Origin of the sequence: Stenotrophomonas sp. LST15-1-1.1, assembly GCF_040815575.1 — a bacterium.
Lineage (GTDB): Bacteria > Pseudomonadota > Gammaproteobacteria > Xanthomonadales > Xanthomonadaceae > Stenotrophomonas > Stenotrophomonas lactitubi_B.
In genome coordinates, this window is sequence record NZ_JBFPNJ010000001.1 from 1,301,986 (window position 1) to 1,327,429 (window position 25,444).

Annotated in this window: 24 protein-coding genes; 9 read left to right on the top strand and 15 right to left on the bottom strand. The window is 66.4% G+C overall.

The genetic code is table 11. The features are described 5' to 3' along the window. Positions 1 to 128 precede the first annotated feature (128 nt). The 5 genes from MRBLST15_RS06075 to MRBLST15_RS06095 form a co-directional block, all read right to left on the bottom strand. Positions 129 to 878, bottom strand: a complete 750-nt coding sequence (locus MRBLST15_RS06075; protein ID WP_099820023.1) for a cytochrome c1 — start codon at positions 876 to 878, stop codon at positions 129 to 131. Then, the gene (locus MRBLST15_RS06080; protein ID WP_025875284.1) at positions 871 to 2,130 is read right to left on the bottom strand and encodes a cytochrome b; all 1,260 of its coding nucleotides are present in this window, start codon (positions 2,128 to 2,130) and stop codon (positions 871 to 873) included. Before MRBLST15_RS06080 ends, MRBLST15_RS06075 begins: the two co-directional genes overlap by 8 nt. After that, complete coding sequence (gene petA / locus MRBLST15_RS06085) at positions 2,130 to 2,750, bottom strand: ubiquinol-cytochrome c reductase iron-sulfur subunit (RefSeq protein ID WP_025875286.1); 621 nt, start codon at positions 2,748 to 2,750, stop codon at positions 2,130 to 2,132. The genes MRBLST15_RS06080 and petA overlap by 1 nt, the downstream gene beginning before the upstream one ends. A gap of 195 nt (positions 2,751 to 2,945) precedes the next feature. After that, positions 2,946 to 3,881 (bottom strand): lytic transglycosylase domain-containing protein, encoded by a 936-nt coding sequence (locus tag MRBLST15_RS06090; RefSeq protein ID WP_265952091.1) that lies wholly within the window; start codon positions 3,879 to 3,881, stop codon positions 2,946 to 2,948. Positions 3,882 to 3,927: 46 nt separating this feature from the next. Then, a complete protein-coding gene (locus MRBLST15_RS06095; protein WP_367785468.1) occupies positions 3,928 to 4,896 on the bottom strand; it encodes a helix-turn-helix transcriptional regulator in 969 nt (322 codons plus the stop codon). Positions 4,897 to 4,976: 80 nt separating this feature from the next. Here MRBLST15_RS06095 and MRBLST15_RS06100 point away from each other — a divergent pair, with 80 nt between their 5' ends. Then, on the top strand, positions 4,977 to 5,597 hold the full coding sequence (locus tag MRBLST15_RS06100; protein WP_367785469.1) for a glutathione S-transferase family protein: 621 nt from the start codon (positions 4,977 to 4,979) through the stop codon (positions 5,595 to 5,597). 157 nt (positions 5,598 to 5,754) lie between these two features. Further along, positions 5,755 to 7,173: a tRNA (N6-isopentenyl adenosine(37)-C2)-methylthiotransferase MiaB gene (gene miaB / locus MRBLST15_RS06105; RefSeq protein ID WP_265952095.1), complete on the top strand. Its 1,419-nt coding sequence runs from the start codon at positions 5,755 to 5,757 to the stop codon at positions 7,171 to 7,173. A 99-nt stretch (positions 7,174 to 7,272) separates the two neighbouring features. On the opposite strand, the gene MRBLST15_RS06110 is transcribed toward miaB, so the two are convergent. From MRBLST15_RS06110 to MRBLST15_RS06120, 3 genes are read right to left on the bottom strand one after another with little or no spacing between them, the layout of a single operon-like run. Continuing rightward, positions 7,273 to 8,385, bottom strand: a complete 1,113-nt coding sequence (locus tag MRBLST15_RS06110; RefSeq protein ID WP_367785470.1) for an ABC transporter permease — start codon at positions 8,383 to 8,385, stop codon at positions 7,273 to 7,275. Then, the gene (locus MRBLST15_RS06115; RefSeq protein WP_265952097.1) at positions 8,382 to 9,305 is read right to left on the bottom strand and encodes an ABC transporter ATP-binding protein; all 924 of its coding nucleotides are present in this window, start codon (positions 9,303 to 9,305) and stop codon (positions 8,382 to 8,384) included. Before MRBLST15_RS06115 ends, MRBLST15_RS06110 begins: the two co-directional genes overlap by 4 nt. A gap of 20 nt (positions 9,306 to 9,325) precedes the next feature. Next, on the bottom strand, positions 9,326 to 10,282 hold the full coding sequence (locus MRBLST15_RS06120) for an HlyD family secretion protein (RefSeq protein ID WP_367785471.1): 957 nt from the start codon (positions 10,280 to 10,282) through the stop codon (positions 9,326 to 9,328). Positions 10,283 to 10,646: 364 nt separating this feature from the next. Between MRBLST15_RS06120 and MRBLST15_RS06125 the strand changes: the two genes are divergently transcribed. The 6 genes from MRBLST15_RS06125 (at position 10,647) to MRBLST15_RS06150 (ending at position 16,009) form a co-directional block, all read left to right on the top strand. Then, positions 10,647 to 11,633, top strand: a complete 987-nt coding sequence (locus MRBLST15_RS06125) for a PhoH family protein (protein WP_100552067.1) — start codon at positions 10,647 to 10,649, stop codon at positions 11,631 to 11,633. After that, positions 11,630 to 12,115 (top strand): rRNA maturation RNase YbeY, encoded by a 486-nt coding sequence (gene ybeY / locus MRBLST15_RS06130; RefSeq protein WP_265952100.1) that lies wholly within the window; start codon positions 11,630 to 11,632, stop codon positions 12,113 to 12,115. The genes MRBLST15_RS06125 and ybeY overlap by 4 nt, the downstream gene beginning before the upstream one ends. 117 nt (positions 12,116 to 12,232) lie before the next feature. Continuing rightward, positions 12,233 to 12,784 carry a hypothetical protein gene (locus MRBLST15_RS06135; RefSeq protein ID WP_312705581.1) on the top strand — a complete coding sequence of 184 codons (552 nt, stop codon included), beginning with the start codon at positions 12,233 to 12,235 and terminating at the stop codon, positions 12,782 to 12,784. 64 nt (positions 12,785 to 12,848) lie between these two features. Continuing rightward, on the top strand, positions 12,849 to 13,730 hold the full coding sequence (locus MRBLST15_RS06140) for an HlyC/CorC family transporter (protein WP_265952102.1): 882 nt from the start codon (positions 12,849 to 12,851) through the stop codon (positions 13,728 to 13,730). Further along, complete coding sequence (locus MRBLST15_RS06145; RefSeq protein ID WP_312705580.1) at positions 13,727 to 14,968, top strand: DUF4105 domain-containing protein; 1,242 nt, start codon at positions 13,727 to 13,729, stop codon at positions 14,966 to 14,968. Before MRBLST15_RS06140 ends, MRBLST15_RS06145 begins: the two co-directional genes overlap by 4 nt. A gap of 6 nt (positions 14,969 to 14,974) precedes the next feature. After that, entirely contained in the window at positions 14,975 to 16,009 is a 1,035-nt protein-coding gene (locus MRBLST15_RS06150) for a magnesium and cobalt transport protein CorA (protein ID WP_089239983.1), read from the top strand. Positions 16,010 to 16,097: 88 nt separating this feature from the next. Here the strand turns inward: MRBLST15_RS06150 and MRBLST15_RS06155 are convergent, their stop codons facing one another. From MRBLST15_RS06155 to MRBLST15_RS06185, 7 genes are all read right to left on the bottom strand, one after another. Next, positions 16,098 to 17,462, bottom strand: a complete 1,365-nt coding sequence (locus MRBLST15_RS06155; RefSeq protein ID WP_312705579.1) for an NAD-dependent succinate-semialdehyde dehydrogenase — start codon at positions 17,460 to 17,462, stop codon at positions 16,098 to 16,100. Positions 17,463 to 17,524: 62 nt separating this feature from the next. Next, complete coding sequence (locus MRBLST15_RS06160) at positions 17,525 to 18,367, bottom strand: ABC transporter permease subunit (protein ID WP_025875316.1); 843 nt, start codon at positions 18,365 to 18,367, stop codon at positions 17,525 to 17,527. Next, complete coding sequence (locus MRBLST15_RS06165; RefSeq protein WP_265952105.1) at positions 18,364 to 19,296, bottom strand: ABC transporter permease subunit; 933 nt, start codon at positions 19,294 to 19,296, stop codon at positions 18,364 to 18,366. Before MRBLST15_RS06165 ends, MRBLST15_RS06160 begins: the two co-directional genes overlap by 4 nt. Then, a complete protein-coding gene (locus MRBLST15_RS06170) occupies positions 19,293 to 20,429 on the bottom strand; it encodes an ABC transporter ATP-binding protein (RefSeq protein ID WP_265952106.1) in 1,137 nt (378 codons plus the stop codon). The genes MRBLST15_RS06165 and MRBLST15_RS06170 overlap by 4 nt, the downstream gene beginning before the upstream one ends. 188 nt (positions 20,430 to 20,617) lie before the next feature. Continuing rightward, on the bottom strand, positions 20,618 to 21,727 hold the full coding sequence (locus MRBLST15_RS06175) for a polyamine ABC transporter substrate-binding protein (protein WP_367785472.1): 1,110 nt from the start codon (positions 21,725 to 21,727) through the stop codon (positions 20,618 to 20,620). Between the two features lie 91 nt (positions 21,728 to 21,818). Next, positions 21,819 to 23,213, bottom strand: coding sequence for a glutamine synthetase family protein (locus MRBLST15_RS06180; protein WP_265952108.1), 1,395 nt, complete (start codon positions 23,211 to 23,213; stop codon positions 21,819 to 21,821). Next, complete coding sequence (locus tag MRBLST15_RS06185) at positions 23,210 to 23,971, bottom strand: gamma-glutamyl-gamma-aminobutyrate hydrolase family protein (protein WP_265952109.1); 762 nt, start codon at positions 23,969 to 23,971, stop codon at positions 23,210 to 23,212. The genes MRBLST15_RS06180 and MRBLST15_RS06185 overlap by 4 nt, the downstream gene beginning before the upstream one ends. 161 nt (positions 23,972 to 24,132) lie before the next feature. On the opposite strand from MRBLST15_RS06185, the gene MRBLST15_RS06190 reads away from it, so the two are divergent. Further along, positions 24,133 to 25,410 carry an NAD(P)/FAD-dependent oxidoreductase gene (locus MRBLST15_RS06190; protein ID WP_414716139.1) on the top strand — a complete coding sequence of 426 codons (1,278 nt, stop codon included), beginning with the start codon at positions 24,133 to 24,135 and terminating at the stop codon, positions 25,408 to 25,410. Positions 25,411 to 25,444: the final 34 nt, after the last annotated feature.

Genomic DNA, 25,444 nt, shown 5'->3' on the forward strand with positions numbered 1-25,444 from the left:
CTCTCCTACGACAGGAGACCGCCTGCCGCATCGGCGCCGCCAGCACCGTGCTGGCGGTCGACTCCTCCCCGAGTGTGCAACCGACCATCACAAAAGCCAATAGGCCCGATGCAATGGCCGGCTCCGGATCAGTGCACGTCCTTCCAGTATTCCTTCTTCAACAGGTACACCAGGAAGGTCAGCAGGGCCAGGAACAGGATCACCCAGACACCGAGCTGCTGCCGCTTCAGCGCGGCCGGTTCGCCGGCGTATTCGAGGAAGTTGGTGATGTCGCGCACGGCCTGGTCGTACTGGCCCGCATCGACCGAGCCCGGGCTTTCAATGCGCAGGCCGGTCACCGGCGGGTCCATGCCCGGCGCTTCGGCCTTGCCATGCACTGCGTGCTGCAGGCCCTGCATCTCCCACAACGGATTGGGCATGGATGCATTGGCGAACAGCGCGTTGTTCCAGCCCAGCGGGCGGCTGCTGTCCAGGTAGAACGACTTCAGGTAGGTGTAGATCCAGTCGCTGCCGCGCACCCGCGAAATCAGGCTCAGGTCCGGCGGCATCTTGCCGAACCACTTCTCGGCCTGCTCCTTGGGCATTGCCACCGGCACCGGGTCGCCGATCGCCGAGCCGGTGAAGTTGAGGTTGTTCATCACCTCTTCCTCGCTCAGCCCCAGGTCCTCGCCCATCCGCGAGTAGCGCAGATACTTCAGTGCATGGCAGCCGCTGCAGTAGTTCATGTACAACTGGGCGCCGCGCTGCAGCGACGCCCGGTCACCCAGGTCGTTGCCGGCCTGCAGCAGCTTGGTGCCGCCCTCGGCGGCCATGGCCAGGGTACTGCCCAGCATCAGGGCGGCCGCCAGGGCCAGCCGGACCATCCAGCGCTCAGTCATGCGTGGTCACCCTCTCCGGTACCGGCTTGGTCTTGTCCAGCCTTGTCCATATCGGCATGGTGATGAAGAAGGCGAAGTACAGGAAGGTCAGCACCCGCCCGACATAGGTCTCGTGCGCATCGGTACCAGGACCGGAGCCGATCACCATCAACCACGCGAAGCACACCACGAACATGCCCAGCAGGCCGCGCGACAGCCAGCCGCGGTAGCGGTAGGACTTGACCTTGGCGCGGTCGAGCCAGGGCACCAGGAACAGGATGGCGATGGCCGAGAACATCACGATCACGCCGCCCAGCTTGTTCGGCACCACCCGCAACATCGCGTAGTACGGCGTGTAGTACCAGACCGGCTTGATGTGCTCGGGGGTGACCAGGCGGTTGGCTTCGGTGAAGTTGTCGTGTTCCAGGAACAGGCCGCCGAAGGCCGGCGCGAAGAAGATGATGAAGGCCGCGATGATCAGCAGGAAGCCCGCACCGACGCCATCCTTGAGCGTGTAGTAGGGATGGAACGGAATACCGTCGGTCGGCGCGTTCGGTGACCAGCGGTTGCCCTTCGGCCCCTTCTTGATCTCCACGCCATCGGGGTTGTTCGATCCCACTTCATGCAGCGCACCCAGGTGCAGCACCACCAGCAGCAACAGCACCAGCGGCAGCGCGATCACGTGCAGTGCGAAGAAGCGGTTGAGCGTGGCGTCGCTGGGCAGGTAATCGCCCATGATCCATTCGGTGAGGCCGTTACCAATGACCGGAATGGCGCCGAACAGCGAGATGATCACCTTGGCGCCCCAGAACGACATCTGGCCCCACGGCAACACGTAGCCCATGAAGGCTTCGGCCATCAGCACCAGGTAGATCAGCATGCCCAGGATCCACACCAGCTCGCGCGGCTTCTGGTAGCTGCCATACAGCAGCCCGCGGAACATGTGCAGGTAGACCACGATGAAGAACAGCGAGGCACCGGTGGAGTGCATGTAGCGGATCAGCCAGCCCCACTCCACGTCACGCATGATGTATTCAATGGAGGCGAATGCTTCGGCGGCATTCGTCTTGTAGTGCATGGTCAGGAAGATGCCGGTGACGATCTGGTTGACCAGCACCAGCAGCGCCAGCGAGCCGAAGTAGTACCAGATGTTGAAGTTCTTCGGCGCGTAGTACTCGCTGACATGCTTGCGGTAGATCGGCATCAACCCCGGCGCGCGGGCATTGACCCAGTCGGCCACGCCGGTGGCGGTACGGCTGAGGATGTTGGACATCAGGCAGCCCCCTGCGGATCGACACCGATGATGATGGTGTTGTCGTCCTGATAGTGGTGCGCGGGCACCTTCAGGTTGATGGGTGCGGGCACGTCCTTGAAGACGCGGCCGGACATGTCGAAGCGCGACTTGTGGCAGGGGCAGAAATAGCCGCCCTTCCATTGTGGGTCGTAGGGCTCAGGGCGTATTTCACCCACCATTTCCGGCGAGCAGCCCAGGTGCGTGCAGAGACCGACCAGCACCGAGATCTCGGGCTTGATCGAGCGCAGCTCGGGGTTCTGCTTGAGCACGTACTCCGGCTGCTGGTCCTTCTCGCCGGACTCGGGGTCCTTCAAGCGGCCATCCAGCCCATGCAGCGCATCAAGGATCGCCTTGGACCGTTTGACGATCCAGATCGGCTGGCCACGCCATTCCACGATCAGGCGTTGGCCTTCCTGCAGGGCGCTGATGTCGGCCACCACCGGTGCGCCGGCAAGCTTGGCGCGGGCACTGGGGTTCCAGGATTTGATGAAAGGAACTGCGGTGAATCCGACGCCGACGGCGCCCACCACGGCTGTGGTGGCAGTAAGAAAACGCCGACGTCCGGTGTTGACTGGATCGTGTACCCCATCGTTGGCCATCCGGCACTCCGATATTGATTAGGTAGCTTTAAGGCTGCCAGCGGTTCCGGTGGGGGCCAGAGCCGCATTGAATCTCGGTCGAGTGTAGCGGAACCGTCGCGCGCCACACAACGCATTGCAAAAACTCTTTTCAAGGTGTGCCGACTGACAGTTGGCACCTACCCGCTTGAAGATGTGCCGACCAACGGTCGGCACCTACTGATGGGTCAGGGCAGTGCGGTAGCGCTCGGCCAACTGGCCGACCCGGCGTACGTAATACTGGGTCTCGCTGTAGGGTGGCACGCCTCCATGGCGATCGACCGCGCCTTCACCAGCGTTGTAACCGGCCGCGGCCAGGGTCAGATCACCTTTGAAACGCTTCAACAACCACGCCAGGTACTGCACACCGCCACGGATGTTCTGCCCTGCGTCGTAGGAATCACTGACGCCGAAGCGTGCGGCGGTTGGCGGCATCAACTGCATCAGGCCCTGCGCGCCGGCGCGGCTGAGCGCGGTCGGGTTGTAGGCCGATTCGGCGTGGATGATCGCGCGCACCACGGCCTCTTCCACCCCGAATTCGCGTGCGGCCGAGGTGATTTCGCTCTGGAAGGCCGTGGTGTTCAGGCGCACGCTGCCGAAATCGACGCGCGGATTGACCCCGCAGGCGTAGCAGCGCTCCATGAAGCTGTAGCGGATGGTCCGCACCGGGCCGAGGTTGGCGACCTGGGTCGGGCGTGCACTGGTGTAGTGGCGCACCCCGTCCTGCATGTACGAATAGACCTGTCCGCTGACCATCTTGCCGCCGCGTGGACTGGCCGGCGTGGAGGCTGCCGCGGGCGCGGGCGCGGGAGCCGGTGCGATAGCGGGACTGGCAGCGCTGGCGGCAACCGCGACCGGATTGCGCTCGGCGCTGGCCACCACTGCTGCAGGTGCTTGCACCGGCGCCGTCACCGAGGTGGCGACCGGCGCGCGCACTGCCCTGCCCGCGCTGCGGGTGTAGCTGATGGTGCTGCATTGGGCACCGGCCACCCGCTTGCTGACATAGCTGGTGACCCCGTCGGCGCCAAGGCACTTGTACAGGGTGCCGGCGCTGGCCGGCGCAGCGGTCAGCGCAGCGATGATGATCGCCGTTATCCCCAGTCTCCCCTTCATGGCCGCGAGTGTCCCAGCTTCGCTGCGGCTTGCCAAGGCCGTCGGCTCAGACCGTGACGGTGGGCACGGCCAGGACCTGGCCAAGCCCGGTCAGCCGCTGGGCCAGCTCCTCGCGCAGCTCGGCCGGCGTGGTCCACACCTCCACCGGCAGGCGGTCCAGGCTGAGGATCTGCGCCAGCATCATGCCGCGGCTTTCCGCGCCCATCCGCAACAGGCAATGATCTGGCCCATCGGCCTCCAGCACGCCGCACCAGGGCGGAATGTGACCGGCCAGCTCAGTTTCACTGCCGGCCAGGCGCAGGATGGCCTGCAGCGCGAATGGCGCCTGGCTGACCGCCTGCCTCACCATCACATCCGGCGGCGCGGGAGTGCGCCGGTGCAGGCCAGGCTCGGGTAGCTGCCGCACCGTACCCATCCGGTCCACGCGCAGCGTGCGCCAGTCCTGCCGGCCCAGGTCCCAGGCCAGCAGATACCAGCGCCGGCCGTAGTTGACCAGGTGCTGGGCCTCGACTTGCCGTTGCGTCACCGCGTCCTGCGCGCTGCGGTATTCGAAGGCCAGCCGCGCGGCCTGCCGGCAGTGCTGGGCCAGCCGCCCGAGCAGGCGCGCATCGGTGGATGGCAAGTCGGACAGGGTGGCGGTGGCGGCATGCACCTCGCCGGCCTGCTGGCGGCGACGCGCCGGCACCAGCGGGTCGAGCTTGGACAGCAGGCCGCGCGCGGTGTCGTCGATGCCGGAGACCGTGGCCGACGCTGCGCGTAGGGCAATCGCCAGTGTGGTGGCCTCTTCCTCGTCCAGCAGCATCGGCAGCACCGGCGCACCCGCGCCCAGCCGATAGCCCCCGCCAACGCCGGCCGATGCCTGCACCGGATACCCCAGCTCGCGCAGGCGCTCGATATCGCGGCGGATGCTGCGCCGGTCCACCCCCATGCGCTCGGCCAGCTCGGCACCGGACCAGTGGCGGCGAGCCTGCAGCAGGGAGATCAGGCGAAGCAGGCGATGGGCGGTATGGCGCATGACGGATCGCGGACAGAAGTCGTCCGCAATTGTGCCCCAGCATGGGCCCCACTTCACCACCACCTGCAAGGAGCAATGCCATGACGTCACGCCAGATCACCCTCTACCACGCCGCCCGTTCACGCTCGAGCGGCGCGGTGGCCCTGCTTGAAGCGCTGGGCGCCGATTACCGCATGCAGGTGCTGGACCTGAAGGCGGGCGCCAACCTGGCCCCGGCCTACCTGGCGATCAATCCGATGGGCAAGGTGCCGGCCATCGTCCACAACGGTGCGCTGGTGACCGAGCAGGTGGCCATCTACCTGTACCTGGCCGACCTGTACCCGGAAGCCGGGCTGGCGCCGCCGATCGGCGACGCCCTGCGCGGCCCCTATCTGCGCTGGATGGCCTTCTATGGCGCCTGTTTCGAGCCGGCGATGATCGACAAGGCCATGCACCGTGACCCGCCGCCGCATGCGATGTCGCCCTACAACGACGCCGATACGGTGCTGCAGGTGATCGAAGCACAGCTGGCGCAGGGGCAGTACCTGCTGGGCGAGGTAATGAGTGCGGCCGACGTGCTGTGGGGCAATGCGCTGGCATGGACCAGCGCGTTCGGCCTCGTTCAGCCAGCACCGGCGACGGCCGCCTACATCGAACGGATGAGCGCGATGACCGCGTTTGATCGTTCGCGGCAGATCGATGCGGAGCTGATCGCGGCGTAAGGGCACGCGCCGGGCACGGCCCGGCGCTACCAAAGGGTAGCGCGGGTCCATGGCCCCGCGAGCGCGCAGCGCGGCGCCGTTGGCGTTGCGCCGGGCGGGCGGTACGGGATGCAGGTAGAATCGCCCCCTTTCCCGCCACCCGAATGGATTAAGCGCCATGACCGGGACGCCAGACGTCTTTCCGCCCGCCACGCCGGGCGGTACTCCGCTCGTTGCCCTGCCCTATGGTCCGCGCAAGCCCGACCAGGTGAAAGGCAAGCTGTACATCAAGACCCACGGTTGCCAGATGAACGAGTACGACTCGGCCAAGATGGCCGACGTGCTCGCCGCCAGCGATGGCCTGGAACTGACCGATCGCCCGGAGGACGCCGACGTCATCCTGGTCAACACCTGCTCGATCCGCGAAAAGGCGCAGGAGAAGGTGTTCAGCCAGCTGGGCATCTGGAAGAGCCTGAAGAACCAGGGCCGCGAGGTCATCATCGGCGTCGGCGGCTGCGTGGCGTCGCAGGAGGGCGAGGCGATCATCAAGCGTGCGCCGTTCGTCGACCTGGTGTTCGGCCCGCAGACGCTGCATCGCCTGCCGGAGCTGATCCGCGCCCGTCGCGAACAGCAGCGCCCACAGGTGGACATCAGCTTCCCGGAAATCGAGAAGTTCGATCGCATGCCTGAACCACGTGCCGATGGCGCGTCGGCGTTCGTGTCGATCATGGAAGGCTGCTCCAAGTACTGCTCGTTCTGCGTGGTGCCTTACACGCGCGGCACCGAAGTCAGCCGCCCGTTCGAAGACGTAGTGGTGGAAGTGGCACAGCTCGCCGCGCAGGGCGTGCGCGAGATCAACCTGCTCGGCCAGAACGTCAACGCCTACCGCGGTCCCTATGGCGACGGCGAATTCGCCGACCTGGGCCTGCTGATCCGCACCATCGCCGAGATCGATGGCGTTGGCCGCATCCGCTTCACCACCTCGCACCCGCTGGAGTTCAGCGACTCGCTGATCGACGCGTTCCGCGATGTGCCGCAGCTGGCCAACTTCCTGCACCTGCCGGTGCAGGCGGGCAGCGACCGCGTGCTGTCGGCGATGAAGCGCGGTTACACCGCACTGGAGTTCAAGTCGAAGATCCGCAAGCTGCGTGCGGTCCGCCCGGACATCTCGATCAGTTCGGACTTCATCGTCGGCTTCCCCGGCGAGACCGATGCGGATTTCGAGAAGACCATGAAACTGATCGAGGACATCGGCTTCGATCACAGCTTCTCCTTCATCTATTCGCGTCGCCCGGGCACTCCGGCAGCGGACCTGGAAGACACCATCACCGATGCGGAAAAGCATGCGCGCCTGTCGCGCCTGCAGGAACGCATCAACGCGCATGCTGCTGGCATCTCCGAGAAGATGGTTGGCAGCGTGCAGACCGTGCTGGTGGAAGGCCCTTCGCGCAAGAACCCGAACGAGCTGACCGGCAAGACCGAGAACATGCGTTCAGTGAACTTCCCGGCGCACCCGCGCCTGATCGGCCAGTTCGTGGACGTGGTGATCACTGAAGCGTTGACCAATTCGCTGCGCGGCCGCGTGGTGGCGGAATAAGGTGTGCCGACCAACGGTCGGCACCCACCGAGGGATTGAGGTGTGCCGACCAACGGTCGGCACCTACCGGGGTGGATGCCGACCGTTGGTCGGCATGCCTCAATCCAGGCGTTTACGGAAGCGCAGGATGGCCAGGGTCATCATCGCCACGATGAACACCAGCAGTGCCAGCGCGTCCGGCCACAACTCCCACAGCGAGGCCCTGCGCAGCATGATGCCGCGCACCAGGCGCAGGAAATGGGTGAGCGGCAGTACTTCCGCCAGCCACTGCACCGGCCTGGGCATGCCGGCGAACGGGAACATGAAGCCCGACAGCAGGATCGACGGCAGGAACAGGAACAGGGTCATCTGCATCGCCTGGAACTGCGAGCGCGCGCGCGTGGAAATCAGCAGGCCCAGCGCCAGGTTGGCCAGCACCAGCAGCACCGCGGCCAGGTAGACATCCAGCAGGCTGCCGCGGATCGGGACCTCGAACAACCAGGTTCCCAGCAGCAGCACCAGCGTGGTCTGCAGCAGACCGATCGCCGCATACGGCAACACCTTGCCGACCATCAGTTCGCTGCGCGATACCGGCGTGGCGATCAGCAGTTCCATGTTGCCGCGCTCGCGTTCGCGTACCACCGCCACTGCGGTGAACATCACCAGGGTCATGGTCAGGATCACCCCGATCAGGCCGGGCACGATGTTCACTGCCGAGCGCCGCTGCGGGTTGTAGAAGCTGATGACGCTCACCTGCCCGCTGGCGATGCTGCCTTCGCGCAGCGGCCGCACGTTGCTGGTCGGGCGCGTGTCCAGCGGCACCTGCGCCAGCTGGATCGCCGCACTCTGCACCACCGTGTCGCTGCCGTCGACCAGCACCTGCACCGCTTCGCGTCCTTCGTAGCGGCGGCGCTCGAAATCGGAGGGAATGACGATGCCTACGCTGATCCGGCCCCGTCGCAACGCCTCCATCAGTTGATCGGGCGTATAGGCCTGCGCGCGCGGCGTGATCACGCCGGTGGCGACCATGTCCTGCACCAGCGCGCGCGACGCCGCACTGTTGGCCTGGTCGGCGATACCGGCATCCAGATGCCGCAGGTTGAGGTTGATCGCATAGCCGAACAGCAGCAGCTGCATCACCGGGATGCCAACGATCATCGCCAGGGTGATGCGGTCACGGCGCAGTTGCCGCAGCTCCTTGAGCATGATCGCCCATAGCCGTCGCACGCTCATGCGGCCGGCTCCCGACCACGGCCCCGGGTGGCGGCGACGAATACATCTTCCAGGTTGGGCGCCACCGGTTCGATGCTGGCCTGCGGATCGGCGGCGGCAAGTGCCTGCGTCAGCACCGTGGTATCGGCCGCGCCCTCGCTGCACAGCACACGCAGTTCGGTACCGATCTGGGCCACGCTGAGCACGCCCGGCAACGCCGCCAGCGCGCGGCTGGCCTGCCGCGGCTGCAAGGCGGTGACTTTCAGGGTGCGACCCTGCAGCTGCGCGCACAGCTCGGCCGGGGTGCCATCAGCCACCAGGGCGCCGCGATCGAGGATCGCCAGCCGGTGGCAGCGTTCGGCCTCGTCCATGTAGTGGGTGGACACCAGCACCGTGGTGCCGGCATCAGCGAGTTCGAACAGCGCCTCCCAGAAATCGCGACGCGACTCAGGATCGACCGCACTGGTCGGCTCATCCAGGAACAGCAGTTCCGGCGCATGGATCACCGCACCGGCCAGCGCCAGCCGCTGCTTCTGCCCGCCGCTGAGGGTGCCGGCCAACTGCGCCTGGCGATCCTGCAGACGGTACTGCCGCAGCAGCGCATCGACCCGTTGCCGCGCCTGAGCGCGTGGCAGATCCTGGATGGCGGCCAGGAATTCCAGGTTTTCCCGCACCGACAGGTCTTCGTACAACGAAAAGCGCTGGGTCATGTAGCCGATGCGGCGGCGCAGCGCTTCGGCCTGTGCAGGAATCGCCAGGCCCAGCACGTCGATATCGCCCGCGCTCGGCTCCAGCAGCCCGCACAGCATGCGGATGGTGGTCGACTTGCCCGAGCCGTTCGGGCCGAGGAAGCCATACACCTGCCCACGTGGCACCTGCAGATCGACGTTGTCCACCGCCAGCAGATCGCCGAAGCGGCGGCTCAGGCCCTGCGCACGCACGGCAATGTCATCGACAGGATTCAGAAGCGCACCTGCACCGGCAGCCCGGCGGGCAGCGCCTGCATGTCGGCACTGTCGTCGATCTCGATCTCGGCCAGGTAGCTCAGCCGGGAGACGTCATCACCGGTCAGCGCGTAATAGGGGGTAAAGGAAGGTTCGCTGCGGATCGACCGCACGTGCCCTTTCAATACAGTGGTCGCGCCGTCCAGCTGCACCTGCGCCGCCTGCCCAACCTTCAGCTGCAGGCGCAATGGCTGCGGCAGGTACACGCGCGCATACGGGCGTTCGCCCACCAGCATCACCACCAACGGCGCACCGATCGGTGCCTGGTCGCCCTGCCGGTACGGCAACGCATCGACCACGCCATCGCGCGGCGCACGCAGCTGCAGCTTCTGCAGGTTTACGGCCTGCACCACCTCCTGCGCCTGCGTGGCCCGGGAGGTGGCCTGGCCCTGGGCGATGTCCTCACGGCGGTTGCCGCGCTGCAGCTCCAGCCACGCCTGTTCGGCAGCGCGCACGCTGGCCACGGCGTTGTCGGCGGCGGCGCGGGCCCGGTCCAGGTCGGCAGCAGCGACCAGCCGCTGCCGGGCCAGCGGTTGCACCCTGCGATAGTACGCGGTGGCTTCCGCCGCCTGCGCGCGCAACGCGGTGAGCTGTGCCTGCGCCTGGGCGATCTGCTCCGGACGCGGGCCCACCTGCAGTTCCTCGAGCTGTGCCTGCGCGCGTGCGGTTTCGGCCTGCGCGGCATCGAACTGGGCGGCGCCCCGGGCAGGGTCCAAGCGCATCAGCAGCGCGCCCGCCTTGACGGCCTGCCCCTCGCGCACGTCAACGGCACTGATCACTTCCGCCGCCGGTGCAGGCACGCTGATCCGGTCCCATTCAAGGGTACCCAGTGCCGCCGGCGGTGCTTCGCCGCAGCCCGCCAGCAGGCAGCTGCCCAGCAGCCCCATCCTGCGCATCCACGTACCCACGGCCATGCGCCACCTCCTCCGATGGCGCCACGGTGCCATGCTGCCTGTGCACCCGCAATGATCCAGAACAGGGCTGGTCAATAATTGATCACCCGCCGGCAACGCCACTGCCGCAAGGCTCGCTGCCACCTATCCACAGGTTCACGGCAACACCGTCCACACCGCATGTGGAGAACCCTGCTGGCACTGGCGCAATTTTCACCACCGCATCATGTTCCTTGTGGCACAAGCGCTGCGAAGGACTATCCACAGGTTTCTTCGGCGCCGGTCCACACCCGGTGTGGAGAACTGTCGTCCTGCCGCCTTGCGCGTTACCCTTGTCGTCCCTGACGCCATCGCGGTGGACGGCGACCCCGCCCCACCCCAAGCAATGAAAAGCATCGAGCATCGAGACTTCACCCTGTCGCCGGAAGACAACGCGCAGCTGGCCAACCTGTGCGGCCCGTTCGACGGACACCTTCGCCAGATCGAATTGAAGCTTGGCGTGGAAATCGCCAACCGTGGCTTCGTGTTCCGTATCAGCGGCCCGACTGAAGCCAGTGCAGAGGCGCAGAAGCTGATCGAAGCGCTGTATGAAGAGGCCGCCGAGACCACCTTCGACAGCCACGGCATCCACCTGCGCCTGAACGCGGCCAACATCGAACAGATCGCCGATCGCTCCTACGAAGCGCAGGACGTGGCAATCAAGGTCAAGCGCGGAACGGTGCGCGGGCGAGGCTCCAACCAGAGCCGCTATCTGCACCAGATTGTCAGCCACGACATCAACTTCGGCATCGGCCCGGCCGGCACCGGCAAGACCTTCCTGGCCGTGGCCAGCGCGGTGGAAGCATTGAACGAATCGCGCGTGCAGCGCCTGATCCTGGTGCGTCCGGCGGTCGAGGCCGGCGAGAAGCTGGGCTTCCTGCCCGGCGACCTGAGCCAGAAGGTCGACCCGTACCTGCGACCGCTGTACGACGCCCTGTATGAAATGCTGGGCGTGGAGAAGGTGCTCAAGCTGCTGGAAAAGAACGTCATCGAGATTGCGCCGCTGGCCTACATGCGCGGCCGCACGCTCAACGATGCGTTCGTGATCCTGGATGAAGCGCAGAACACCACCATCGAACAGATGAAGATGTTCCTGACCCGACTGGGCTTCGGCTCGACTGCGGTGGTCACCGGCGATCTGACCCAGACCGACCTGCCCAAGCATGTGAAGTCCGGCCTGCGCGATGCGATCGACGTACTGCGCGATGTGGAGGGCGTCAGCTTCACCTTCTTCGAAGCCCGCGACGTGGTCCGCCACCCGCTGGTGGCGCGCATCGTCAGCGCCTACGACCGCCGCGACCTGCATCAGATCCAACCTGGAGCGACTCCATGACCCGTGGTCCCGTGCGACTGGATGTCGCCGTCAGCTATGCCCTGCCGCGTGCCGGCCTGCCCTCGGCCGTCAGCTTCCGCAAGTGGGTCGCGGCCGCGTTGAAGGGCCGCATCCGCGAGGCCGACCTCGCCATCCGCGTGGTCGACAGCAAGGAAGGCCAATCCCTGAACCGGCATTACCGGGGCAAGGACTACGCCACCAACGTGCTCAGCTTCCCGGCCGACGTGCCGGAGGGCCTGCCCAAGGGCGTCAAGTTCCCGCTGCTGGGCGACCTGGTGATCTGCGCGCCGGTGGTGGCGCGTGAAGCCGACGAGCAGGGCAAGGCACTCAATGCCCACTACGCGCACCTGACCGTGCACGGCGTGCTGCACCTGCTGGGCTGGGACCACGAGGACGACAAGGAAGCCGAGGCGATGGAACAGCTGGAGCGCGAGATCCTGGCCGAGCTCGGCATCGACGACCCGTACGCGGGCGAGCGCTGACACCGGGCCAAGCCCTGCGTGACCGAGCCCACGCTCGGCCGTGGTACGCCCTGCGCCCCGCAGACCCGCCCCAAAAGCAGCCGAGCACGGACTCGGCTCTACAACGGAACCTCGCTTGTGCTGCTGCGCACCTTCCTTCCCCTGCCGCTCCTGCTTGCCGCCACCGCTTCCGCCGCGCCGCTGGACCTGCCTGCACTGATCGAGTGCCGCCAGGGCGTGGCCGAGCATGCCGCGCTGGCACCCCTGCTGGCCGATCCGCTGAAGGCCGTGGCCAACGGCCTGCAGCCGCTGCCGCAGGGCAACCAGTTCATGAGCGAGTACCGCCTGGCCAGCCCGATCACCGTGTTCGGCCAGCAGACCGAGCGCGTGGCCGTGGCCGGCGCCAGCATCATGGCCGTGCTCGACCAGGCCGACCCGCGGCCGCTGGCCAGGCAGCTGGCGCTGGAGACCGGCTACGACCAGGACGGCAAGTTCATGGCCGGGCGCGAGCTGGTCAGCCGCGATGTGACCGACCCGAAGACCGGGGAGGCGCAGATCGAGTCGATCATCCTCAGTGTGTCCACCGTCGCCACCCACCCTGGCAAGACCCTGGCCGGCTGCACCTACAGCCTGGACCTGCCAGCCGAGGACGAAGGCCCGGCCGCCGCCCCGGCTGGCGAGGGTCACTGACAGGCCCCCACATCCTGCTAGACTTGGGCCATCGCCCGGCCTGCCGGGTGCCTTTTTTCCAGAGATGTCAGAAGACGACAGTAGTAGCTCCTCCGTGGAGCACAGTGAAAAGAAGCGCGGCTGGCTTGAACGCCTGACGTCTGCTTTTTCCGGCGAACCCCACACCCGCGACGAGCTGGTCGCTGTCCTGCACACCGCGCAGGAAGAAGGGTTGATCGCCGCCGATACCCTGAAGATGATGGAAGGCGCCATTTCGGTAGCCGAGCTGACCGTGGGCGACGTGATGATCTCGCGTTCGCAGATGGTCTCGCTGCCGGTGGAGGCGCCCTTCCTGGAGCTGATGAAGCAGGTGGTCGAGTCTGGCCATTCGCGCTTCCCGGTGCATGGCGAGAACAAGGACGACATCCTCGGCGTGCTGCTGGCCAAGGACCTGCTGCGCGGCGTGGTTGCCGACAATGGGCCGGGCAACGTACGTGAACTGCTGCGCCCGGCGGTGCTGATTCCGGAAGCGAAGAAGCTCAACGTGCTGTTGAAGGAGTTCCGCCTGTCGCGCAACCACATGGCGATCGTGGTGGACGAGTACGGCGGTGTCGCCGGCCTGGTCACCATCGAAGACGTGCTGGAGCAGATCGTCGGCGACATCGACGACGAGCACGACGAAGCCGAGGATTTCTCGGCGCAGATCGCCATCCAGGCCGATGGCCAGTACGTGGTGGATGCCCTCACGCCGATCGGTGATTTCAACGAGCGCTTCGGCGCCTCCTTCTCCGATGAGGACTACGACACCATCGGCGGCCTGGTGACCGAAGCCGTCGGCCATCTGCCGGAAGTCGGTGACGAACTGGCGCTGGACCGTTTCATGTTCCGTGTCGCCCGCGCCGATGCGCGCCGGGTCCAGGCCTTCCATGTAACGGTGCTGGCACCGGACGCGCAGGACGACGCTTGAAACACCGTGGCCTGATCCTGACCCTGTGGCTGGCGTTGTGCCTGCTGGCCACTGCCCTGCCACTGGCTGCGTTCGCGCAGGCGGCGGCGCCGACCGTTTCGACGGCCAGTGATGCCCCCGCCCCGCGTGTCGGCGTGGTCACCATGCAGCCGGGCACCGTGTTCTTCGAGCGCTTCGGCCACGATGCCATCGTCGTGCTGGACCCGGTGAGCGGCGAGGCGATCTCGTACAACTTCGGCTACTTCGATCCGTCCGAACAGGATTTCATCGGCCGCTTCGTACGTGGCGACATGATGTATTACCTGGTGGCGCTGCCACTGCAGCAGGACCTGTCGTACTACGACGAGACCGGCCGCGGTGCCAGCGTACAGTGGCTGGATATCACCCCGGACCAGGCACGCTCGCTGGCCGCCGACCTGGCCGAACGGGCCAAGCCGGAAAACGCGCGCTACCACTACGATTACTACACCGCCAACTGCGCGACGATGGTGCGCGACACGCTGGACAAGGCACTGGGCGGCGGGTTGCATTCACAACTGTCGGGCCGCTCACGCGGCAACACCTATCGCAGCGAGTCGGTGCGCTTGGCGTCGCCGGCCCCGTGGATGTGGCTGGGCTTCGATATCGGGCTGGGGCCGTTTGCCGACCAGCCGCTGTCGCGCTGGCAGGAAGCCTTCGTTCCGATGCGCCTGGCCGACGCCCTGCGCCAAGCCCGCAACAGCGACGGCCGCCCGCTGGTGCAGTCCGAGCAGGAACTGCTGCCGCACCGTATCGATCCCGAGCCGAAGGAGTTCGCGCGCCGCTGGTGGCCGTGGCTGCTGTGTGGCCTGGTGATTGCGGCGGGCGTGCTGGCGCTGCGCAACCGTCCTCGCCTGCTGGCCGGCCTGGCCTTGCCGCTGTGGCTGCTGTGCACGATCGCCGGTGGCCTGCTGGTGTTCCTGTGGGGCTTCAGCACGCACTACGCCGCCTGGGCCAACCGCAACCTGCTGCTGCTTTCGCCGCTGTGCCTGCTGTTGCTGCCGGGGGCGATCAGCCTGCTGCGGCGGCGCGTGCCCGGCCGCATGTTCAGGATCGTGCTGTGGCTGGTGGCGGTACAGGCCGTGGCCGCGCTGGTGCTGCATTGGCTGAGCCTGCAGGCGCAGTACAACGTGCAGTGGATCGTGCTGCTGCTGCCGGTCCACGCTGCATTGGCCTGGGTGCTGGGGCGCCGTCCTCACTTGTCGGAAACGCAGCACTGACGCACGATGGCGGGCATGTCATTGCCCGCCTCATTGCCCGCCCCTGCTGCCGCCTCCGCCGCAGCCAATCCCACCTGCGTCATCAACTGCGTCCACTACGATGACGACGGCAAACGCCACGACATCAGTTTGGATGCCATCAGCGATGTCATCGCCAGCAACAACGGTTTCGTCTGGGTCGGCCTGTACGACCCGAACGAAGACGTACTGCTGAAGCTGCAGGAAGAATTCTGCCTGCACGACCTGGCGGTCGAGGATGCGCGCAACGCGCACCAGCGCCCCAAGGTGGAGGCCTACGGCAACTCGCTGTTCGTGGTGGTGACCACCGCGCAGATGGTCGACGAGCGCATCCAGTACGGCGAGACCCATGCCTTCCTCGGCCCACGGTTCCTGGTGACCGTGCGCCATGGCGCCTCGCTGTCGTACGCGCCAGTGCGTGCGCGCGTCGAGCGCGAGCCGCAACTGCTGAAGATGGGGCCGTCGTACTGCCTGTACGCCGTGGCCGACTTCGTGGTGGACAACTACCTGCCCATCACCAACCGCTTCCGCGACACCCTGGAGCTGCTGGAGAAGGACATCTTCGCCGACAGCTACAAGCGCAGCACGGTGGTGCGCCTGTATGAGCTCAAGCGCGAGTTGAACAAGATGCGGATGGCGGTGGCGCCACTGCAGGATGTGCTGGCGCAGCTGCGCCGCTACCAGGGCGAACTGTTCCCTGACGAAGTGAAGCTGTATATCCGCGACGTGCACGACCATGCGGTACGCATCAGCGATGTGATCGACACCCTGCGCGAGATGCTGGGCACCGCCCTGAGCGTGAACCTGTCACTGGTGACGCTGGCGCAGGGCGAGACGGTGAAGCGGCTGGGTGCATGGGCCGCGCTGCTGGCCGCGCCGACCTTGATCACCAGCTGGTATGGCATGAATTTCAGCCACATGCCGGAATTGAACCAGCCGTGGGCCTACCCGCTGATGATCGTCGGCGTCGGCGGCATCTGCGTGGGACTGTACCGGCTGTTCAAGCGGGTGAAGTGGCTGTAACCCGCTTTTTCGTAGAGCCGAGCCCACGCTCGGCTGTTCCCGGCAAAGAGCAGCCGAGCATGGGCTCGGCTCTACACAGGCAGGTGCATCAAGCCACGTAGATGGTCTTGATGTTCATGAACTCATGGATGCCGTGGTCGGCCAGTTCGCGGCCGAAACCTGATTCCTTGCTGCCGCCGAACGGCAGCCGCGCATCGCTCTTGACGATGGCGTTGACGAAGGCCGCGCCGCATTCCATGCGCTGGGCGAAGGACTCACCGCGTACCGGGTCGCGCGTCCACACGCTGCCGCCGAGGCCGAAGCGGGTGTCGTTGGCCACGCGCAGTGCCTCGGCTTCATCCTTGACCCGGATGACGGCGGCGACCGGCCCGAACAGTTCTTCGTCATAGGCCGGCATGCCCGGCCCCACCTGGTCGAGCACGCTGGCCGGATAGCCGGCGTGGCTGCCTGCCACCGGTTCGCCGCCGATCAGCACGCGGGCGCCTTTGGCGACGCTGGCCTGCACCTGCTTGTGCAGTTCGTCACGCAGGTCGGCGCGGGCCATCGGCGCCAACGTAGTGCCGCGCTCGTTGGGGTCGCCGTACTGGCGCTCGCCTGCGGCCTCGACGAAGCGCCGCGTGAATTCATCGGCCACCGCGTCCACCACGATGAACCGCTTGGCGGCAATGCAGGTCTGGCCACTGTTGTCGAAGCGCGACTTCACCGCGGCGGCCACCGCCTTGTCCAGGTCGGCATCATCGAGCACCACGAACGCGTCGCTGCCGCCCAGCTCCATCACCGACTTTTTCAACTGGCTGCCGGCGTTGGACGCGATCGAGCGCCCTGCCCGCTCGCTGCCGGTCAGGGTCACGGCTTTCACCCGTGCATCGCGCAGCACCTCGGCGGCCTGGTCGTTGTCGATGTGCAGCACATCGAACACGCCATCAGGCAGGCCGCCATCGCGGCACACCGCCAGGATCAGGTCGGCGCACTGCGGCACGTTGCTGGCGTGCTTGAGCAGCGCCACGTTGCCGGCCATGAACGCCGGAGCAAGGAAGCGGAACACCTGCCAGATCGGGAAATTCCATGGCATCACCGCGAACACGCAGCCGATCGGCTCATAGCGCACATAGCTGCGCTGTGCCTCGGTATCGATCAGTTGCGGCTTCAGGTAGTCGGCGGCGTGGTCGGCATAGAACTCACAGGTGCTCGCGCACTTTTCCACCTCAGCCAGCGCCTCGGCCTTCAGCTTGCCCATTTCGCTGGTCATGGCCTGCTGCAGATCGTCGCGGCGCGCACGCAGCTGGCCAGCGATCTGCTTGAGGATCGCGCCACGTTCCTGCAGCGAGCGCTCGGCCCAGCGCGGGAACGCATCAGCTGCCGCCTGCAGGCGCTGCTCGATGGCAGCGGCGTCCATCAGCTCATGGCGGTAGGTCACCTGGCCAGTCGCCGGGTTGATGATCTCGACGGTCATTGGGGGTCTCCATCAGGGTGACCCCCATTGTGCGCCGGCGGCCGTGAGCCGGATGTTGCCGCTCAGCCGTTGTCCTGGCGTGCCAGCTGCAGGTCGCGCTGGCGTCGCTTCTCGGCACGCGCATTGATGTACCAGCCGATCACCGCCGCAATCGACACCGCCGACACCAGCAGCGTGGCCAGCGCATTGATCTTCGGGCTGATGCCCATGCGCACCGAGGCGAACACCTTCATCGGCAGCGTGGTCGAGCCCGGCGTGGCGACGAAGCTGGCCACCACCACGTCGTCCAGCGACAGGGTGAAGGCGAGCAGCCAGCCGGCCACCAGCGCCGGGGCGATGATCGGCAGGGTGATGCGGGTGAACACGGTCAGCCGGCTCGCGCCCAGATCCATCGCCGCTTCTTCCAGCGACAGGTCCATTTCCTGCAGGCGCGAGGACACCACCACGGTGACGAAGCACAGGGTGAAGGTGACGTGGGCGATCCAGATGGTGGCCAGGCCGCGCGCCGGGAAGCCCGGAATCGCGCCCATCGAGGCCAGCAGTGCCATCAGCGAGAAGCCGAGGATCACGTCCGGCATCACCAGCGGCGCGGTCACCAGCGCACCGAAGAATGGCTTGCCGCGGAAGCGCTTGAAGCGGGTCATCACCATTGCCGCCAGCGTGCCGAGCACGGTGGCGGTACAGGCGGTCCAGAACGCGACCACCAGGCTGGTCCACATCGCATCCATCAGCGCGCGATCGGCAAACAGGTCGCTGTAGGCGCGGGTGGAAAATCCGGCCCAGACCATGGCCAACCGCGAGCTGTTGAAGGAATAGAACATCAACAGCAGGATCGGCAGGTACAGGAAGGCGAAGCCGAGCAGCAGCACTCCCAGCCCCAGACCCTTGGCAGAACGCGGGCTCATGCCTGCTTCCCTTCCAGCAGTCGCTGCTGGGACCGGTTGAACAGCAGGATCGGCACCAGCAGCAGCAGGATCATCGCCACTGCCATCGCCGAGGCGCCCGGCCAGTTGCGGTTGTTGAAGAACTCGTTCCAGAGCTGGCGACCGACCATCAGCGTTTCCGAGCCACCGAGCATTTCCGGGATCACGAATTCGCCGATCGCTGGAATCATCACCAGCATGCAGCCAGCGATGATGCCTGCCCTGGACAGCGGCAGGGTGATGCGCAGGAACGCCTGCCACGGCTTGGCACCGAGGTCGTAGGCCGCTTCCAGCAGGCGGTGGTCATGCTTGACCAGGTTGGCGTACAGCGGCAGCACCATGAACGGCAGATAGCAGTACACGATGCCGATATAGGCGGCGGTCGGGGTATCGATCAGCTGCAGCTTGGGCAGGCCCATGCTGGTCATCAGCGTCTGCAGGCCGGTGTACTGCAGGAACTGGTCGAGCAGGCCGTTGCGGTCCAGGATCGCTTTCCAGGCATAGACGCGGATCAGGAACGAAGTCCACGACGGCAGCACCACCAGCATCATCGCCACGTTGCGCGCGGCCGGCGACAGGCGGGCGATGGCATAGGCCATCGGATAGCCGATCAGCAACGTGAGGAAGGTCGAGATCGCGGCGATCTTGATCGAGCTCAGGAACGCCTGGGCATAGATCGAATCACGGAACAGCGCCAGGTAGTTCTCGAGGTTGAGCTTGAGCGAGAGCCCACCATCGACATACTGCAGCAGCCAGGTGTACGGCGGCGAGCCGACCCGGCTGTGCGAGAAACTGATCATCAGCACGATCAGGAACGGCACCGCGAAGAACAGCAGCAGCCACAGGTACGGAATGCCGATCACCGTGGCACGCGTGCCCGGCAGCCAGCGCTTCAGGCCCGCCGTGCTCATGAGGTCAGCACCACGCCGTCGTTGTCACGCCAGTGCACCCACACCTCGTCGCCCCAGGTCAGGCCATCGCTGGCCCAGCGCTGCGAGTTGGCGAAATTGGCCAGCACCTTGGCACCGCTGGGCAGGCGCACGTGGTAGACCGAATGGCTGCCGAAGTAGGCGATGTCCTCGATCACGCCCTGCGCCTTGTTGGTGTGCCCTTCCGGCTCGTCCTTGCCGATCATCACCTTCTCCGGGCGCAGCGCGAACGCGACCGGCTGCCCTTCATAGCAGGTGATGCCGTGAGCGATGTAGACCGGCGCCGGGAACAGCGGCGAGCGCACGGTCACGTATTCGGGCAGGTCCTCGTCGATCACCCCGTCGAACAGGTTGACCGAACCGATGAACTCGGCGACGAAGCGGTTGGCCGGCTGCTCGTAGACCTCGTCGGGCTTGCCGACCTGCTGGATCCAGCCGGCGTCCATCACCGCGATGCGGGTGGCCATGGTCATCGCCTCTTCCTGGTCGTGGGTAACCATCACGCAGGTCACGCCCGAGGATTCGATGATGCTGACCAGCTCCAGCTGCATCTGCGAGCGCAGCTTCTTGTCCAGCGCGCCCATCGGCTCGTCCAGCAACAGCAGCTTGGGCCCCTTGGCCAGCGACCGCGCCAGCGCCACGCGCTGCTGCTGGCCGCCGGACAGCTGGTGCGGCTTGCGCTTGCCCAGATGGCCCATCTGCACCAGGTCCAGCATCTCGCCGACACGCTTGCTGATCGCGTCCTTGCCCAGCCCATCCTGCTTCAGGCCGAAGGCGATGTTCTGCTCGACCGTCATGTGCGGGAACAGGGCGTAGGACTGGAACATCATGTTGACCGGCCGCTGGTACGGCGGCAGCGCGTCCATCCGCTGGCCATCGACGGTGATGCTGCCCTTGGTGGGCGTCTCGAAGCCACCGAGGCAGCGCAACAGGGTTGATTTGCCGCTGCCCGAGCCGCCGAGCAGGGCGAATATCTCGCCCTTGCGGACGTCGAGATTGACGTCGTCGACGGCGACAAAACCGTCGAATTCCTTGCGCAGATCACGAATGGAGAGATAGCCGGGCACACCGGTCGTGTCGACGACGGTGGCTACCGGCTGGGCTTCAACGGGCATGGGGGCTCCGGGAGCGGGCGGTGGACAGCGGCCGCCATTCTAACGGCCAGGGGCCGCAAGTGCGTGCCGGCCGACGGGCGGCACCCGCCGGGCCGGGGGATCTGCAGATCTGGTGGGGGCCGACCGTTGGTCGGCCCTGCCGGGAAAGCGTGCCGACCAACGGTCGGCACCCACCTGCCAGCCAGCCCTTACCTGCCGGTCTTCACCTCGGTCCACAGCCGGGTGTAGAGCTTGTCGGTCTCCGGCGTGTTGATCGAATAGGTGAACATCTTCGCGGCCACGTCGGCCGGCGGGTAGATGGTCGGGTCGGTGCGGATCGCCTCGTCCACCAGCGGGGTCGCGGTCGGTACCGGGTTACCGTAGTGGATGAAGTTGGTGTTGGCCGCAGCCACCTTCGGTTCAAGCAGGTAGTTGATGAACGCGTAGGCCGCTTCCGGATGCTTGGCATCCTTCGGAATCGCCAGCATGTCGAACCACTGCGGCGCGCCTTCCTTGGGGATCGAATAGGCCACGTGCACGCCATTGCTGGCTTCGGCCGCGCGGTCGCGGGCCTGGATGATGTCACCCGACCAGCCCACCACCAGGCAGGTGCCACCGTTGGCCAGCGAGCCGACGTACTGCGAGGAGTGGAAGTTCTGCACGTAGGGGCGGACCGACTTCAGCAGGTCGGCCGCCTTCTGCAGGTCGGCCGGATCGCCGCTGTGCGGATCCAGGCCCAGGTAGTGCAGCGCGATCGGAATCATGTCCGCCGGCGTGTCCAGGATGGTTACGCCGCAGTCCTTCATCTTGCTGATGTTTTCCGGCTTGAACACCAGGTCCCAGCTGTTGGCGATGTCGGCGCTGCCACCGAAACGCTCCTTCAGCATGTCCACGTTGTAGCCGATGCCGGTGGTGCCGATCATGTACGGCACGCCGTACTGGTTGTCCGGATCCTGGGTGGCGATGCGCTTCATCACCGCCGGGTCGAGGTTGGCCAGGTTCGGGATCTTCGACTTGTCCAGCGGCAGGAACACACCGGCCTGGATCTGCCGGCCGAAGAAGTTCAGCGTCGGCACCACCACGTCGTAGCCGCTGTTGCCGGCCAGCAGCTTGGTCTCGACCATCTCGTCACTGTCGAACACATCGTAGGTGACCTTGATCCCGCTCTGCTTTTCGAAGTTCGGGATGGTGTCTTCGGCGATGTAGTCGCTGTAGTTGTAGACGTTCAGGACCTGGCTGTCCTGTCCGCCGCCGTTGCCGCCGCCACAGGCGGAAAGCATGGCGGAGGCCAGGCCGAGCGTGAGGATACGCAGCTTCATCGGGTGCTCCAGAATGCGGAAAGGGGGGCCGGCCGGGCCGGCGACGGGTGCCAGCCTACCCCCCGGCGGCGGATTTTTCTATTCGCGGCCTTCACACGTTCAGCAGCAGGAACTCGCGTTCCCACGAACTGATCACGCGGAAGAAGGTCTCGTATTCCTTGCGCTTGACCGAGGTGTAGGCGCGGCAGAAGCGCTCGCCGAGCAGTGCCTGCAGCTCGCTGCACTGCTCCAGCCCGTCCAGTGCTTCACCCAGCGAACGCGGCAGGTCATAGCCCAGCTCCTTGGCGCTGCCGGTCACCGGCGCGTCCGGCGCCAGGCGCTCGCGGATGCCGAGCAGGCCACAGGCCAGGGTTGCGGCCATCGCCAGATAGGGGTTGGCATCGGAACCGGCAAAGCGGCTTTCCACCCGCATGTTCTCCGGCGTATCCAGCGGCACCCGCAGCCCGCAGGTGCGGTTGTCGAAGCCCCAGTGCACGTTGCTCGGTGAGACTTCGCCGAACACCAGGCGCCGGTAGGAATTCACGTTCGGCGCGAAGAACGCCATGGCCATCGGCACGTACTTCTGCAGGCCGGCCAGGTAGTGGGCGAACAGCGGGCTGAAATCCTCACCACCGTGCTCGCCGGTGAAAACATTCTGACCATCGCTGATGCGCAGCAGGCTCTGGTGGATGTGCATCGCACTGCCCGGCTCGTTCTCCATCGGCTTGGCCAGGAAGGTGGCATACACCCCGTGGCGCATCGCCGACTCGCGCATGGTGCGCTTGAACAGGAACACCTGATCGGCCAGATCCATCGCATTGGCATGGGTGAAGTTGACCTCCAGCTGCGCCGCGCCGGATTCGTGGATCAGCGTGTCCACGTCCAGCTTCATCGCATCGCAGTAGTCGTACATCAGGTCGAGGATCGGATCGAACTCGTTGACCGCGTCGATCGAGTACGACTGCCGCGCCGTTTCCGGGCGACCCGAGCGGCCTGCAGGGGGCAGCAGCGGGAAATCCGGATCGGTGTTCTTCTGCACCAGGAAGAACTCCAGCTCGGGCGCGACCACCGGCCGCAGTCCGAGCTCGGTGTAGGCATCCAGCACCCGGCGCAGCACGTTGCGCGGCGCCAGTTCGTGCGGCTCGCCGTTCTTGGTGTAGCAGTCGTGGATGACCTGTGCGGTCGGGTCGGTTGCCCACGGCACCATGCGCACGGTGTCCGGGTCGGGGCGCAGGATCATGTCCGAGTCCGACGGCGAAGTCAGGTCGTAGTAGTCGTCCGGGAATTCGCCGGTGACCGTGGTCGCGAAGATGCCCTCCGGCAGGCGCGTGCCGTAATCGTGCGAGAACTTGTCGGCCGGGATGATCTTGCCGCGCGCATTGCCGGTGATGTCCGGAACCAGGCATTCGACCTCGGTGATGCGCCGCTCCTTCAGCCAGCGCAGCAGGCTGCTTTCCTGCGGGGGCGTGGGCGTAGCCGTCTTGCGCGGGCGCGTTCGCGAACTCATGGGGATTCCAGTCGATTCTGTTGGTGCTGCCGGCAAGCTTGGCCGAACGCACGGAAAATAGCGTGATAGAACGGCGTCTGCATGACCCGCCACTCCGGGTGCCACTGTACGCCGAGCACGAATCGATGGCGCTGGCTGCGTGCCGCTTCAACCAGGCCATCATCGGCCCTGGCCTCGATCTGCAGGCCGTCGGCCAACCTCGCAATGCCCTGCCCGTGCACCGAATTGACCTGCGCCCTATCGCCGGCAGACCACTGTGCCAGCCAACCACCATCGGCCAGGGTGATTCCATGCGCCGGCCCATACTGGACTTCCACCGGCGCCTGCGGATCTTCGCGATGATCGCTCAGGCCAGGCACAGCATGCACCTGCGGATGAAGCGTGCCGCCAAGCGCCACGTTCAATTCCTGGAAGCCGCGGCAGATCGCCAGCACCGGCAGATCCATCGCCAGCGCATCGTGCAGCAGGGCGAACGCCGTGGCATCGCGGGCCGGGTCGTGCAGGTTGCCCTCCCAGCTGCGGCCGCCCTCGTAGTGCTGCGGCTCGATGTTGCTGACCGCGCCGGTCAACAGCAGGCCATCCAGGCCCTGCAACCAGTCGCGTGCGGGCAGCGGCGGCTGCAGGCTCGGCAGCACCAGTGGTGTTACCTGCGCAGCATCAACCAATGCACGTACATATTTTTCCCCGGCCACCGCGAAACGATGATGGCCGAGCACGGTGCTGTCGGTGGGCAGGCCCACCCAGGGCAGGCGGCGCATGGGAAAACTCCTTGGCGTGCAATCACGTTACCCGCCCTGCACTGGCAACGGCAAGCCGCTGCCGTCACACCACGGGCGCTTCGCTTGGGCCAGACTATCGGCGTGAAGCCCGACCGTCCTCCCCCGCTCCGACGCCCTTTCCCGCTTCTGCGAGGCCGCCGGTGAGCGCCGCCTTCCCGCCCAGCTGGTACGCCAGCAGCCTGCCCGAGCCGGCCGCGCTGCCGCCTCTGCGCGGTGAACTGCTGGCCGATGTCGCGATACTGGGCGCCGGTTACACCGGCCTCACCGCCGCACTGGAACTGGCCCGGCGCGGCCAGCGGGTGGTGGTGCTGGAAGCGCAGCGGATCGGCTGGGGAGCCTCTGGCCGCAATGGTGGCCAGGCACTGGTCGGCTACGGATGTGAAGTGGACGAGCTGGAACGCCAGCTCGGCCGGGACGATGCACGCCACCTGTTCGACTGGTCGCGTGACGCGGTACAGGCGATGCGCGCGCGCATCGACCGGCATGGCATCGATTGCCATTGGGTGCAGGGCCACGCCAGCGTCGCCATCCGCGCACGCCACGAGCAGGACCTGCGCGCCAACTGCGAGCATCTGCAGCAGCACTACGACTACCCGATGCAGTGGTGGGAGCGCGACACCCTTCGCGCGCAGCTGGACAGCCCGCGCTACCGCGCAGCGATGTTCGACCCGCTCAGCGCGCACCTGCATCCGCTGGCCTACGCCCGCGGGTTGGCCGATGCCGCGCGCGCGGCTGGAGTGGTCATCCACGAAGCATCGCCGGTGACGCGCATCCAACGTGGTGTACACGCGGTGCTGCATACCGACCATGGCAGCGTGCGCGCGCCCCAGCTGGTGGTGGCCGGCAACGCCCTGCTGCAGGGGCTGGTGCCTGAACTGGAACGGCGCATCATGCCGGTCGGCACCTATATCGGCGCCAGCGCGCCGCTGGGTGCCGCGCGCGCACAGGCCCTGATCGGCAACAACATGGCGGTCTCCGATACCGCCTGGGCGCTGGACTATTTCCGGCTCAGCCATGACCACCGCCTGTTGTTCGGCGGCCGTGCCAGCTATTCCGCGCTGCCACCGCCGGGCCTGCAGCGGGTGATGCAGCGGCGCATGCACCAGGTGTTCCCGCAGTTGGCCGACATCCCGCTGCAGCAGGTCTGGGGCGGTTATGTGGACATCACCCGCAACCGTGCCCCGCATTGGGGCCGGCTGGACGGAAATCTGTACTTCGCGCAGGGCTTCTCCGGCCACGGTGTGGCAGCGGCCGGGCTGGCCGGCGAGGTCATTGCCGCCGCGATTTCGGGCCAGAGCGAGCGTCTGGACGTGTTCCAGCGCCTGCAACATGCGCCCTTCGCCGGCGGACGGCTGCTGCGCATGCCGCTGCTGGTGGCGGCGATGTCCTGGTACAAGCTGCGCGATGCGTTGTGGTGAGCTGATCGGAAACCGAGCTGAATCTACCGCCCCC

Bases quoted from the DNA above. Each gene is read 5' to 3' on its own strand.
- MRBLST15_RS06125 (WP_100552067.1), top strand. From the start codon at position 10,647: ATGAAAAGCATCGAGCATCGAGACTTCACCCTGTCGCCGGAAGACAAC.
- MRBLST15_RS06075 (WP_099820023.1), bottom strand. From the start codon at position 878: ATGACTGAGCGCTGGATGGTCCGGCTGGCCCTGGCGGCCGCCCTGATG.
- MRBLST15_RS06175 (WP_367785472.1), bottom strand. From the start codon at position 21,727: ATGAAGCTGCGTATCCTCACGCTCGGCCTGGCCTCCGCCATGCTTTCC.
- MRBLST15_RS06100 (WP_367785469.1), top strand. From the start codon at position 4,977: ATGACGTCACGCCAGATCACCCTCTACCACGCCGCCCGTTCACGCTCG.
- MRBLST15_RS06095 (WP_367785468.1), bottom strand. From the start codon at position 4,896: ATGCGCCATACCGCCCATCGCCTGCTTCGCCTGATCTCCCTGCTGCAG.
- miaB (WP_265952095.1), top strand. From the start codon at position 5,755: ATGACCGGGACGCCAGACGTCTTTCCGCCCGCCACGCCGGGCGGTACT.
- ybeY (WP_265952100.1), top strand. From the start codon at position 11,630: ATGACCCGTGGTCCCGTGCGACTGGATGTCGCCGTCAGCTATGCCCTG.
- MRBLST15_RS06120 (WP_367785471.1), bottom strand. From the start codon at position 10,282: ATGGCCGTGGGTACGTGGATGCGCAGGATGGGGCTGCTGGGCAGCTGC.
- MRBLST15_RS06150 (WP_089239983.1), top strand. From the start codon at position 14,975: ATGGCGGGCATGTCATTGCCCGCCTCATTGCCCGCCCCTGCTGCCGCC.
- MRBLST15_RS06080 (WP_025875284.1), bottom strand. From the start codon at position 2,130: ATGTCCAACATCCTCAGCCGTACCGCCACCGGCGTGGCCGACTGGGTC.
- petA (WP_025875286.1), bottom strand. From the start codon at position 2,750: ATGGCCAACGATGGGGTACACGATCCAGTCAACACCGGACGTCGGCGT.
- MRBLST15_RS06160 (WP_025875316.1), bottom strand. From the start codon at position 18,367: ATGAGCCCGCGTTCTGCCAAGGGTCTGGGGCTGGGAGTGCTGCTGCTC.
- MRBLST15_RS06165 (WP_265952105.1), bottom strand. From the start codon at position 19,296: ATGAGCACGGCGGGCCTGAAGCGCTGGCTGCCGGGCACGCGTGCCACG.
- MRBLST15_RS06180 (WP_265952108.1), bottom strand. From the start codon at position 23,213: ATGAGTTCGCGAACGCGCCCGCGCAAGACGGCTACGCCCACGCCCCCG.
- MRBLST15_RS06140 (WP_265952102.1), top strand. From the start codon at position 12,849: ATGTCAGAAGACGACAGTAGTAGCTCCTCCGTGGAGCACAGTGAAAAG.
- MRBLST15_RS06155 (WP_312705579.1), bottom strand. From the start codon at position 17,462: ATGACCGTCGAGATCATCAACCCGGCGACTGGCCAGGTGACCTACCGC.
- MRBLST15_RS06110 (WP_367785470.1), bottom strand. From the start codon at position 8,385: ATGAGCGTGCGACGGCTATGGGCGATCATGCTCAAGGAGCTGCGGCAA.
- MRBLST15_RS06170 (WP_265952106.1), bottom strand. From the start codon at position 20,429: ATGCCCGTTGAAGCCCAGCCGGTAGCCACCGTCGTCGACACGACCGGT.
- MRBLST15_RS06090 (WP_265952091.1), bottom strand. From the start codon at position 3,881: ATGAAGGGGAGACTGGGGATAACGGCGATCATCATCGCTGCGCTGACC.
- MRBLST15_RS06185 (WP_265952109.1), bottom strand. From the start codon at position 23,971: ATGCGCCGCCTGCCCTGGGTGGGCCTGCCCACCGACAGCACCGTGCTC.